The sequence below is a fragment of the Methylomonas methanica genome, from assembly GCF_001644035.1.
Classification (GTDB): domain Bacteria; phylum Pseudomonadota; class Gammaproteobacteria; order Methylococcales; family Methylomonadaceae; genus Methylomonas; species Methylomonas methanica_A.
The window spans coordinates 36,084-48,104 of the sequence record NZ_LUUG01000103.1; the positions used below are offsets into that span (position 1 = coordinate 36,084).

9 protein-coding genes are annotated in these 12,021 nt (G+C 53.2%); 8 read left to right on the forward strand and 1 reads right to left on the reverse strand.

Annotation, left to right across the window (positions count from 1 at the left end):
- The first annotated feature begins 17 nt into the window (after window positions 1-17).
- The 8 genes from flgG (at window position 18) to A1332_RS19280 (ending at window position 10,595) form a co-directional block, all read left to right on the forward strand.
- The gene (gene flgG / locus A1332_RS19245) at window positions 18-806 is read left to right on the forward strand and encodes a flagellar basal-body rod protein FlgG (protein WP_020483243.1); all 789 of its coding nucleotides are present in this window, start codon (window positions 18-20) and stop codon (window positions 804-806) included.
- A gap of 15 nt (window positions 807-821) precedes the next feature.
- Complete coding sequence (gene flgH / locus A1332_RS19250; RefSeq protein ID WP_064010039.1) at window positions 822-1,526, forward strand: flagellar basal body L-ring protein FlgH; 705 nt, start codon at window positions 822-824, stop codon at window positions 1,524-1,526.
- Between the two features lie 22 nt (window positions 1,527-1,548).
- Entirely contained in the window at window positions 1,549-2,634 is a 1,086-nt protein-coding gene (locus A1332_RS19255; protein ID WP_064010040.1) for a flagellar basal body P-ring protein FlgI, read from the forward strand.
- Between the two features lie 44 nt (window positions 2,635-2,678).
- A complete protein-coding gene (gene flgJ / locus A1332_RS19260; protein WP_064010041.1) occupies window positions 2,679-3,725 on the forward strand; it encodes a flagellar assembly peptidoglycan hydrolase FlgJ in 1,047 nt (348 codons plus the stop codon).
- Between the two features lie 9 nt (window positions 3,726-3,734).
- Window positions 3,735-5,402, forward strand: a complete 1,668-nt coding sequence (gene flgK, locus A1332_RS19265) for a flagellar hook-associated protein FlgK (protein ID WP_064010042.1) — start codon at window positions 3,735-3,737, stop codon at window positions 5,400-5,402.
- A gap of 9 nt (window positions 5,403-5,411) precedes the next feature.
- Window positions 5,412-6,320 (forward strand): flagellar hook-associated protein FlgL, encoded by a 909-nt coding sequence (flgL, locus tag A1332_RS19270; RefSeq protein ID WP_064010043.1) that lies wholly within the window; start codon window positions 5,412-5,414, stop codon window positions 6,318-6,320.
- A gap of 147 nt (window positions 6,321-6,467) precedes the next feature.
- Entirely contained in the window at window positions 6,468-6,788 is a 321-nt protein-coding gene (locus A1332_RS19275) for a hypothetical protein (RefSeq protein WP_231886486.1), read from the forward strand.
- 924 nt (window positions 6,789-7,712) lie between these two features.
- Window positions 7,713-10,595: a cation-transporting P-type ATPase gene (locus tag A1332_RS19280; RefSeq protein ID WP_082879786.1), complete on the forward strand. Its 2,883-nt coding sequence runs from the start codon at window positions 7,713-7,715 to the stop codon at window positions 10,593-10,595.
- Between the two features lie 507 nt (window positions 10,596-11,102).
- On the opposite strand, the gene A1332_RS25040 is transcribed toward A1332_RS19280, so the two are convergent.
- A complete protein-coding gene (locus A1332_RS25040; protein ID WP_197491517.1) occupies window positions 11,103-11,591 on the reverse strand; it encodes a DUF2062 domain-containing protein in 489 nt (162 codons plus the stop codon).
- Between the last annotated feature and the right edge of the window lie 430 nt (window positions 11,592-12,021).

Consider the following 12,021-nt stretch of genomic DNA (forward strand, 5'->3'; position numbering starts at 1 on the left):
CAGATTAGGAGATTGTCATGACAGAACGAGCATTATGGGTCGCAAAATCCGGTTTGGATGCCCAACAAACCCGCATGGCGGTTATTTCCAATAACCTGGCCAACGTCAACACCACCGGCTTCAAGAAAGCCAGACCTATTTTCGCCGACTTGATGTATCAAAACGTCCGTCAGGCCGGCGCGCAGTCCACCCAAAACACCCAATTACCCACCGGCTTGCAGCTTGGCACCGGGGTGCGTACGGTGGCTACCGAAAAACTGCACACCCAAGGCAATATTCTGCAAACCGGCAACTCGCTGGATATAGCGGTAAGCGGACGCGGTTTTATGCAGATTTTAATGCCCAACGGCGACATCAACTACACCCGCGACGGCTCGTTCAAAATGGATTCGACCGGTCAGGTGGTGACCTCCAACGGCATGCCGCTGGAACCCGCTATCACCATTCCGCAGGACGCGTTGAGCATCACGGTCGGCCAGGACGGCACGGTTTCAGTGACCCAACCGGGCGCCGCGGCAGCCAATCAGGTAGGACAGATTCAGATTGCCGACTTCATCAACACCGCAGGCCTTGAACCGATTGGCGACAACCTGTTCCGCGAAACCGTCGCCAGCGGCGCACCGATCATCGGCGCGCCCGGCGAAAACGAGCTGGGCACTTTGATACAAGGCTCTCTGGAGACCTCGAACGTCAACGTAGTGGAAGAACTGGTCAACATGATAGAAACCCAGCGCGCTTACGAGATGAACTCCAAAGCCATTTCCACCACCGACCAAATGCTGTCCTTTGTCACGCAACAACTTTAATTCAGGACAAAGCTCATGACCAAATTCATCACACGGCAAGCAGGCGGCAAAATTTTGCTGGTAGCGGCAATCGCGTTACTGGCAGGCTGCGATACTTTGCCGAAACGCGACCCCGACTTCGCTCCGGTACAACCCGCCGACCTGCGCCCGCCCCAACAAAGCAACGGCGCGATTTACCAGGCCGGCTACGACATGCGCTTATTCGAAGATCATGCCGCGCGCCGGGTTGGCGATATTTTGACCGTAACATTCGACGAGAACACCAACGCCACCAAGCAAGCCAACTCCAAAGCCAGCAAGAACAGCGATATTCAAGCGTCGGGCAGCGCCCCCACCATTTTTGGTTTAGCCAGTTCCGCGCTGCTGGGTCACGACCTGGCAACATCCATTGACTACAGCATGGACCGCAGCACTGAAGGCAAAGGCGACGCCCGGCAAAGTAACAGACTGACCGGTGGCATCAGTGTCACCGTGGTCGACGTACTCCCTAACGGCAATCTGCGCGTACGCGGCGAAAAACGCGTCACGCTGAACGACGGCAGCGAATATATTCGCCTGTCCGGCATAGTGCGTCCGATCGACATCAACGTCGCCAACACCCTGCCCTCCAGCAAAGTGGCCGACGCTACCATCATGTATACCGGCGACGGCGCCTTGGCAGACAGTAACAAACCCGGCTGGATTTCCAGGGTATTATCCAGCCCATGGTTTCCCTTCTAGCCTGAGCTGACGGAGAATGCAAATGAACAAAATATGTCTAATCGCCATGCTCTTATTAGCCAACGCCGCCCAGGCGGAACGCATCAAAGACATTGCCTCCATCGCCGGCGTGCGCAGCAACCAATTGGTGGGCTACGGCCTGGTCACCGGTCTGGATAAATCCGGCGACAAAACCAAATTTACCGGCCAAAGCTTGCGCAGCATGATGGGTAAGCTGGGCCTGACCTTGCCACCCGATACGGACCCCAAATCCAAAAACGTCGCGCTGGTCAGCGTTCACGCCGATCTGCCTGCTTTCGCCAAACCCGGTCAAAAAATTGACGTCACTGTATCGTCTATAGGCGATGCGAAAAGTCTGCGCGGCGGCTCGCTGTTGATGAGTCCGCTACGTGGTGCCGACGGCAATGTCTACGCGGTGGCGCAAGGTAATTTGGTGGTGGGCGGCCTTAGTGCCAGCGGCCAGGACGGTTCGAAAATTACCGTCAATAACCCTCTGGTGGGCCGGGTGCCTAACGGCGCCACGGTGGAACGCATCGTACCTAGCTCATTCGATCAAAGCGCTGACCTGGTTTTTAATTTGAATTCCTCGGATTTCACCACCGCACAGCGCATGGCGGACTCCATCAACAAGGCGCTGGGCGCCGAAACCGCGCAAGCCGTCGATGCCACCTCGGTCAGCGTCAGAGCACCGGTTAACCCCAACCAACGGGTCGGCTTTGCCTCGGTGATCGAAAACCTGGAATTGGCGCCCGACGATGCGCCCGCCAAAGTGATTGTCAACTCCCGCACCGGTACGGTCATTATCAACAGCAAAGTTAGAGTACAACCGGCAGCGGTTTCTCATGGCAGCTTGACCGTGACGATCAGCGAGAATCCACAAGTCAGCCAACCCAATCCATTATCGGGCGGCAGTACCGTAGTAACGCCGCAATCCAACGTCTCGGTAAATGAAGACAAGAACCACATGTTTGTCTTCAACCCCGGCGTGTCGCTAGACGAGATCGTCCAAGCGGTAAACGGTGTCGGCGCCGGCCCCAGCGACTTGGTGGCCATTTTGGAAGCATTGAAATCCGCCGGCGCGCTTAGAGCCGAGTTGATAGTGATTTAAAGAACGCAACAAAGCAGTGATTAGATGAATTATTGGAGATTCCCATGTTAAACGTAGACAGTGCTTCGGTGTATACCGACTTCAACGGCCTGGCGAAACTTAAACAAGGCGCCCGCGAGCAATCGCCCGAGGCGATCAAGGAAGTCGCCAAACAATTCGAGTCGGTGTTTTTAGGCATGGTCATGAAAAACATGCGTCAAGCTAAATTGGCCGACGGTATATTGGACAGCCAGCAAACCCAGTTTTATCAAGACATGTACGACCAACAAATGTCCGTGCATCTGGCCGGCAAACCCGGCATCGGTTTTGCGGATTTAATTGCCCAACAATTGTCGCCCAAACAAAACAAGGACGAAGAAAAGGACGAACAACTGTCCGCTAACGATTTCCTGAATCGCGCGGCCGGCACCGGCGCCAGCAATAACCCCGACAATCACCAGTCGCTGCGGGCCGGCGAGGAAACCGAAGAGCAAATGCCGCTGGATGCCTCCGGCTTAAGTAGCCTGGAGCGCAGCTTGGCCCGCTTGGAACGCAGCCAGAAAGTCCCGGCAGACCAATGGCAAACCTTGGACGATAACGTGCGAAACGGCAGTGATCGGCCGCTAACCTCTAGAGACGAGTTCGTTAACCAACTGCGGCCGCATGCCGAACAAGCCGCGCGCAGTCTGGGAGTCGATCCCAACGTGCTGTTGGCTCAAGCGGCACTGGAAACCGGCTGGGGCCAAGGCATGGTGAAAAATGCCCAAGGCGATAACAGCTTTAACTTGTTCAATATCAAGGCTGATAGGTCCTGGCAAGGCAAACAAGCCAAAACCATGACACTGGAATATGCCGGAGGTGTCGCCAAAAAAGAAATGGCCGGCTTCCGCGCTTACGAGTCCTACAAAGACAGCTTCGACGATTACGTGAACTTTATCAAAACCAATCCGCGTTACAGCGAAGCCTTGAAGAAAGCCGGCAACGCCGGACACTATTTACACGAACTGCAACAAGCCGGTTATGCCACCGATCCACGGTATGCCGAAAAAGTCATGACGATCTACCACAGCCAAACCGCGGCCCAGGTAGCAGCTCTGAAAAGCGCGGGTTAGGAGGCGAACATGGCTATTGGCATTCTCGGAAACGCATTATCGGGGCTGACCGCATTCCAGCGTTCGCTGGAAACCACCAGCAACAACATCAGCAACGCCAACACCGAAGGCTACAGCCGGCAACGCGTCGAACTGGCCACGCGCCCCGAGCAATTTACCGGCAACGGCTATATGGGCAATGGCGTCGAAGTTGCCAACATCACCCGCAGCTACGACCAATTCATCAGCAATCAAGTCCGTTCCAGCACCGCCACGTTTCACGATATAGACAGTTTTTACACCTTGTCGTCGCAAATCGACAACATCACCGCCGACGAAACCACCGGTCTGGCGCCGGCCATGAAAAGCTTTTTCGATGCGATAGACAGCGTTGCCAACGACCCCAGCTCGGTGGCAGCCCGCCAGGTAATGCTGACCGAAGCCGAATCCCTGACCCAGCAATTCAACACCATGAGCGCCCGCTTCGGCGACTTGCGCAAACGCGTTAACGATAACGTGACCAGCTCGGTGCAAGAGCTGAATGGCTTTGCCAAAACCCTGGCCGAACTGAACGTGAAGATCGTCTCGGACATCGGCCGCTCGTCCGGCAAGCAATTACCCAACGAGCTAATGGATCAACGCGATCTATTGCTGACCAAAATCGCCGAAAAAGCCGACGTTACCTATGTCAGCCAGGCCGATGGCTCATACAATGTGTTTATCGGTAAGGGCCAACCTTTGGTGCTGGGCAGCGCGGCTTCTACGCTGTCCGTGGTCGGCGACAGTAACGACGTCAATCAAAAGCTGATCATGCTGAACGGTCAGGATATTTCAAAACAGCTGTCCGGCGGCGAACTCTCCGGCAATCTGCGTTTTAGAGATCAAGTACTAGACCCCGCGCAACAACAGCTGGGTTTGCTGGCAACCGGTTTGGCTACCGAATTTAACAACATCCATAAAGCCGGCTACGACATCAACGGCAATACCAATGTGGCGCTTTTTGATTTGAATTCGCCAACTCCGCAAGTCAAAGCCACGGTCAGCGACAGTAGTTTGGTGGTTTCCAGCGCGTTTGTGGCACCGACATCGGCATCCGGCCTGGGCGCTTCCTATCGGCTAGACGTTACCGCAACCGTACCGGCCACAACCTTCACGTTAACTAATTTAAGCGACAACACCGCGACTGCCGGCTTAAGCGCCGCCACCCTGGCGACCACCGCCGCAACTAACGGTTTTAGTATCAGCTTTAGCGGCGGTTCGCTGACCATTGGCGACTCCTTTCAAATCAGCCCCAACTTTAACGCCGCCGCCAAAATCAAACTTAACTCGGCCATCACCAATCCAAGACAAATCGCCGCCGCCAGCGCCACCGGCCTACCCGGCGACAACAGTAATGCGCTGAAATTGGCTAATCTGGAAACCCAGGCAAAAATGTTCGGCGGTAAAGCCAGCTTTACTCAAGTTTACGGGCAAATGATCTCCGATGTCGGTTCGCAAACTCATGCCGCGTCGGTTGGCCGCACGGCCCAGGAAACCCTGTTAAAGCAAGCCACCAGCGCTAAAGAAAGCGTATCCGGCGTCAATCTGGATGAAGAAGCGGCCAATCTCATCAATTTTCAAAATTCGTATCAGGCGGCTGCCAAAGCCGTTTCGGTGGCTAATTCATTGTTCGACACCCTGATCGGGGCATTCCGCTAGGAGATTATTATGCGCATTTCAACTTCATGGAATAATCAGCTCGGCGTTAACGCCATGTTGGATCAACAATCCAAACTCAGCGAGACTCAGCTAAAACTATCATCCGGCAAGAAATACCTGAGCCCCTCCGAAAATGCGGTGGCCGCCACCAACATGATCGACCTGAATCACAACATTAAGGAAAATCAGCAATATCAGGTCAATATCGGCGCGGCGCGGCAAAGGCTGAACCTGGAAGAATCCGCACTGGATAACGCCGGCAGCGTGTTGCATAGAATCAGGGAATTGACCGTACAAGGCTTGAACGACAGCAACACCGCCACCAACCGTAAACAAATCTCTATGGAAATCGACGAACTGAACAAGCAATTGTTAAGCATCGCCAATACCAAAAATGCCAACGGCGAATATATTTTTTCCGGGTACAAAACCGACCAAGCCGCTTTTACCGACACCCCGGCATACGCCTATCAAGGTGATGCCAGCCAACGCAGTATCGCCATCGGCCCCAGCCGGCACGTCACCGACGGCGACCCCGGCGAAGCGGCGTTCGGCACCGTATCAGCCGCGCCGTTAACAGCCGGTAGCATTAGCAATGTGTTTCAAGCCGTCGCGCAAATATCCGCTGATTTAAAAGCCAACACGCCCAATAAAAATTCTTTGAACGATATGGATACCGCGCTGGTGCGCTTCGACACTATTCGCGCATCGGCCGGCGCTCGCTTGAACGCATTGGACGACCAGGAAAACTTAAACGCCGACTACATTCTGGACAACAAATCCACCGCCTCGGACATCGGCGATCTGGACTACGCGGAAGCGTTGAGCAAATTTAATCTGCAACAAATATCCCTGCAAGCCGCGCAACAGGCGTTTACCAAGGTGCAAAGTTTGTCTTTGTTCAATTACATTTCTTAAGTTTTTTGGCGCGGGACTTTAGACAGTCAGGTGATCACTTATATGGCCCGCATCGCCTTCCGATGTTAAGATTTCTTAGGGCTGACCAAAATCAAGCGGCAACGCGATGTAGGCCAAATAAGCTGATTTAGTGACGGAAGGAATGAAATGGCAAAAACCATGAGTTGGCACCGCATCACACTCTCGCGCCAGGAATACGAATCCGGTGAAATTTACGTGCTGTTAGGTGCGTTCCGAGCCGCCTACGTGGCGAGAAACGGCCCCGAGGGCATGGCGATGTTCGGCGGCTGGTCAGACGACGATACGGCCTTCCTGGTTTACACCACGCCTAGATCGGTACGCCACATCACACCAATCTTGGACGCCTATTCGGCCAAACAAATCAAAATACCTGATCCGTCCGGCCTATCGTTGATATACGGCGACGAGTCGGGCTTCTCTTCTTTCGAGATTGGCTTTGAGGCTTGATGTAGTTCCAGGACTTTTTGAACGATCTTATATCCTGTCGTAAGCCTGATTTTCCTGAGGGAGTTTTGAGCGGATCGATGGGCAAGTTTTGGCCACTTTGCGACATTCAGATAGTTGAAAAACATTGTTCAACAGAGGCTGGTTATGGTTTCAAAGCTGACTTTTAGGTTCTTATATACTCCGGATGTATAAGCTTTAGCTCACATCCCGACTGAATAAATCAAGCTCCACCTCTATTACCGAAACTCTTAGCCCTTCTATCCGTTTTCCCGAAAACGCCAACATCAACGACACAGCATTTAGTTAATTTTCTAAAGCAGAGTTTAGAGCCAAGTACTTTTCAAGAAAAACCAACTCATTCTTACATTGTAAAAATCTATTCGTTAAATCCATATATTCTATTTTACTATCCTAAAAACAAGCTTTACTCTCCTGTCACAATAAATTCGAATGTAATTAGCCCACCAGATTTGTGAGGCTTCAGCTTCTTCGGCGGCTAGAGGCGCTTTAGTTACGATTTTCCGCTCTACGAGGACAAAAGCCAGACCACCGATGGCGGTGAGGCCCGCTTCGGAGTCAACATTCTATTGGGGATCGACTGCCGAATTATTGCACGAGACTTTCCCAGATCAGATGCCCAATCGAAAGTCAATTCTACGATGCCCTAGACACAGCCAGTCTGCAATGGCCGGAATCGATACCTCTGGGACTGCAAGGCCGACAAACCGAAACCGAACTGGCTTTTCAGGGAAACCAGAGTAATCCGGCCCTCGATTTACAAGTCATCAGCGCCAAGGACGTTGGATGCAGTAAAACCATAATAAACCGCGATGAACTGCATCTTGGTCTAAACGTGGATATATAACGAAATTTAACCCGCGAAAGACATGAAAATCATTTCAACCATCCACGATGAATAACACGATGAACAACTCGCCGCCACCAATTTGGCATCATCTGCCCACCGAAACGCTGCCGAAACATTTGGGCGTGGATGCCGCGTCCGGCTTTTCCGAGCACGAAGCGGCGAATCGCCGCGAAAAATTCGGCCTCAATCGCTTAACCCCAAAAAAGGGCAAGAGCGCCATCGTGTTGTTTTTGTCCCAATTCCATCACTCGCTGATATACATCTTGCTGGTGTCGGGGTTCGTGACCGGATTTCTGAAGAGCTGGCTGGATGCTGGCGTGATCTTCGGCGTGGTCCTGGTCAATGCCGTCATCGGTTTCATTCAGGAAATGAACGCGCTAAAGGCCATTGCCGCCTTGGCGCACGCGCTTAGCGTCAGTGCCGCAGTATTGCGCGATGGGGTTCGCATTGTCATCGCTGCCGAAGACTTGGTGCCCGGCGACATCGTGTTTCTGCAGTCCGGCGATAAGGTGCCGGCTGACTTGCGTCTTTTGCGCAGCAGGGAATTGCAGATCGACGAATCGGCCTTGACCGGCGAGTCCGTACCGGTGGAAAAGCAGACTGAGCCATTGCCGAGCGACACCCTTTTGGCCGACCGCAGCAATCTGGCGTATTCCTCAACCTTGGTGACTTACGGCGCCGGCGTGGGCATCGTGATAGAAACCGGTGATCGCACCGAGATTGGCCGTATCAACCGCTTGATTAGCGAGGCCACCGAACTGGAAACTCCGCTGACCCAAAAAATTGCCAAATTCAGTGAATTCCTGATGTGGTTCATCATTGGTTTGGCCGCACTGACCTTTGTGGCCGGCTGGCTTCGTGGCGAAGCGCCGATTGATACCTTCATTGCTTCGGTGGCCTTGGCGGTCGCCGCCATCCCGGAAGGCTTGCCGGTAGCGGTTACCATTACCCTAGCCATCGGTGTCCGGCGCATGGCCAGGCGTCATGCCATCATCCGCAAACTACCGGCGGTCGAGACGCTGGGTGGTACTTCTATCATCTGTTCGGATAAGACCGGCACATTGACGCAAAATCAAATGACCGTGCAGGCTATTTATGCTGGCGGAGCCTGCTTCGAGGTTCGCGGCGCCGGCTACTCGCCTGAAGGTGATTTTTGTCTTGATCAGCAAACGGTCAAGCCCGCAGACCACGAAACACTAGTCGAAATCCTCAAGGCTGGTTTGTTGTGTAACGATGCGCGTCTGGTAGAGGATGCGGAGGGCTGGCGCATCGAGGGCGACCCTACCGAAGGCGCATTGCTGGTTGCCGCGCACAAAGCAGGCTTGCACCATGGTCTCCTGCAACAAACCCATCCACGCCTGGATGCCATTCCTTTCGAGTCGGCCTATCAGTTCATGGCGACTCTTCATCACAATCAGGCGTCGGATACCCGGCACATTTACCTGAAAGGCTCGGTGGAAAGCATTCTGAACCGCTGCGCAACCGCCTTCGACGCCAACCTGAACCCCGTCGCGCTGGAGCCTGACGCGATTCAGCAGCAGGTCAATGAATTGGCTGCGCGCGGGCTGAGAGTGTTGGCTTTTGCCCGCGGCGAGCGCGCCGCCGACGATCTGTCGCAAGTCAATCATGAGCATGTGGCTGAGGGCCTGACTTTTCTCGGACTACAAGCCATGATCGATCCGCCGAGGCCTGAGGTGATTGACGCCGTGGCGCACTGCCGCCGAGCCGGCATCCGGGTAAAGATGATTACCGGCGATCACATTGGCACTGCGATTGCCATCGCCAAACAAATTGGCCTGACCGGCGAGAATGAACCTTTGCTGGCGCTTGATGGGCGAGCGCTCGCGGAAATTCCGGATCAAGATTTTGCGGAAATCACCGACCATACCACCGTGTTCGCTCGGGTAGCCCCGGAACAAAAGCTGCGTTTGGTGACAGCCCTGCAGTCGCGCGGCCACATTGTGGCTATGACCGGGGATGGTGTCAACGATGCACCCGCGTTACGTCAGGCCAACATTGGCGTGGCTATGGGCATTACCGGCACCGAAGTGTCTAAGGAAGCTGCTGCGATGGTGTTGACCGACGACAACTTCGCCACCATCGCCGCCGCCGTGGAAGAAGGGCGGGGGGTTTACGATAACCTGGTGAAGTTTATTACCTGGACCTTGCCCACCAATATTGGCCAAGGCTTGGTGATCTTGATTGCGGTATTTGCCGGCATCGTCTTGCCCATCTTGCCCGGACAAGTGCTTTGGCTGAATATGACGACTGCCGTGCTGCTTGGATTGCCCCTGGCGTTCGAAACCAAGGAACCGGACATCATGAGACTACCGCCTCGTCAGCCGGAGCAGCCAATTTTGACCGGATTATTGATGTTTCGGACTTTGCTGGTGGGCTTGATGCTGGCGGCCTGTGCCTTTGCTCTGTTTGAGTGGGAACTGATGCACGACGAACCTGTCGAGAAAGCCCGTACCGCTGCGGTCAATGTGTTTGCCGTTGGGCAGGCCTTCTATCTGCTTAACTGCCGATCCCTGACCCACTCCATGTTCAAGCTTGGACTGTTTTCAAATCTTTGGGTCTGGGGTGGAATTGCCGCGATGATGTTGGCCCAGGTCGCCTTTATCTACCTGCCTACCATGAATTGGCTGTTCCATACCCAAGCGCTTGGCTACGAAGAATGGCTGCTGACGCTGGCCGGCGGGGTGGCAGTGTATCTAGTGATTGGGGTCGAGAAATTCCTTCGCGCTCGCTTGGCTAGCGCTGATCCGCAAGTAAAGCAAGTGAGTGGGTACCGGCATGAAGGGGGCGATCTTCTCGCGTATCGGGACAGCCTTATCGCATCGCAGCAAGCCCTTGTGTATTCGCGTTGGGCGCTGGGGTTTGCGGTGTTCGCGGCGCTGTTGAGCGTTGCCACGGCGATTTTGGTATTCCTGAACTGATACGGCACTAAGTCATGGCCTGGTGTGTTGCAGATTTCGATCTTCAAAATACGACGCACTGATTTACACCCAAGGCTTGCCGGCATAGGTATGTGGGGCAACCGAACATTTAAATATTTATAAATGCCTTAATGATCATGAAGATGCTTCATCACCCAAAAAAAGGCCTTTACCCAGGACTAGCCCTAGCCGCGAGTTAGGCCCATTAACGTTACAGTAACTTCAGGAGAGCCTCAAAAAGGTCCGGACAGTCCATCGCCCCGCGTCAATATAGTTGTCGCCCCAAATTTTAGAACCCTTTAAATTTGAGAAAAAATGAATCCTTCCAAGAAACTGTATTCTGACGAGTTCAGAGAGCAGGCCCTGGCAAAAGTCTGCAATCATGGGAAACGTCCCCATTAAAGAAATTGCCGACGAATCGAACCTCGCCAGTATTATTTTCTGGTCGTATGGCTACGGGGGTTCACAGGTTTTCGTAAATTGAAGGCACGAACCTATGCTGACAGATTAGTAATCTTTTTGACGTCGACGAATTCGTCGGTGCAGTAGTCCTTTGGCAAAGTAATACACTAGGATAAAACTGGGAACAGCCATCGTTAACCCCATGACTACTGCGCCCAGCCACAGGGGTTGCAATGCTTCCCAGAACTCAGCGGTGAGTAACGAAACGCCTTGATTCCAATCCATTTGATCGAAATTTTGCATTAATGCTTGAATTTCGGTATGGCTCAATGGTTTATGTTTACCGGGCATAATCCAAATACCCAGTCGATATCCAACATACCATATCGGCAGCGTAGTCAGCGGATTTGAGATCCATGTCCAAGGCAGACTGGCGATCACACTGGCTTTCAAGATACGAGCGGTGATCATGCCAATAAAGGTTTGACCAAATATGGGTAGCGCCGAACAAAAAATCCCACAGGCACAACCCATTGCAATGCGATAGGGGGTCTCATTTAGATGGATCAGCCGATGAATCCACCTATTAATCATGTATTGAGCGCGTCGGCTCCAATCCTTTTTCGTGGGCGGCGGAGAGCCCAAAAGCCTTCTCGGTACTAGGAGAGAAAACCTATGGATACTTTTAGACCAAAACCTTATTTCCATCTCGCTTAGTAAGGATCACGAAGACATATTAAGCATACACTAGAATCTTAAGAGGCGTTACGCTGAAACGCTAGCTACTCTGTCACGACTCAGACGAATGTGGGCTACAGTTTGCGAAGGTTAGTCATCTTCATCACTGTTGCGTTTTCCATCCCTATCGCGAATGTCATGTTCATTACCACTTCGGTGACACTCCACACAATTATCGAAATTGCGGATGCCTTCCTTAGACCGCTCCGATTAGCGATAGCGTAATCGGAGGAATGTTGGCTTCGAAATGTGCGATTACGCAAGCTAATCGCACCTTGTATTATCC

Excerpts from the sequence above, each read along its gene's own strand:
- flgG (WP_020483243.1), top strand. The coding sequence starts at position 18 with ATGACAGAACGAGCATTATGGGTCGCAAAATCCGGTTTGGATGCCCAA.
- flgH (WP_064010039.1), top strand. The coding sequence starts at position 822 with ATGACCAAATTCATCACACGGCAAGCAGGCGGCAAAATTTTGCTGGTA.
- A1332_RS19255 (WP_064010040.1), top strand. The coding sequence starts at position 1,549 with ATGAACAAAATATGTCTAATCGCCATGCTCTTATTAGCCAACGCCGCC.
- flgJ (WP_064010041.1), top strand. The coding sequence starts at position 2,679 with ATGTTAAACGTAGACAGTGCTTCGGTGTATACCGACTTCAACGGCCTG.
- flgK (WP_064010042.1), top strand. The coding sequence starts at position 3,735 with ATGGCTATTGGCATTCTCGGAAACGCATTATCGGGGCTGACCGCATTC.
- flgL (WP_064010043.1), top strand. The coding sequence starts at position 5,412 with ATGCGCATTTCAACTTCATGGAATAATCAGCTCGGCGTTAACGCCATG.
- A1332_RS19275 (WP_231886486.1), top strand. The coding sequence starts at position 6,468 with ATGGCAAAAACCATGAGTTGGCACCGCATCACACTCTCGCGCCAGGAA.
- A1332_RS19280 (WP_082879786.1), top strand. The coding sequence starts at position 7,713 with ATGAACAACTCGCCGCCACCAATTTGGCATCATCTGCCCACCGAAACG.
- A1332_RS25040 (WP_197491517.1), bottom strand. The coding sequence starts at position 11,591 with ATGATTAATAGGTGGATTCATCGGCTGATCCATCTAAATGAGACCCCC.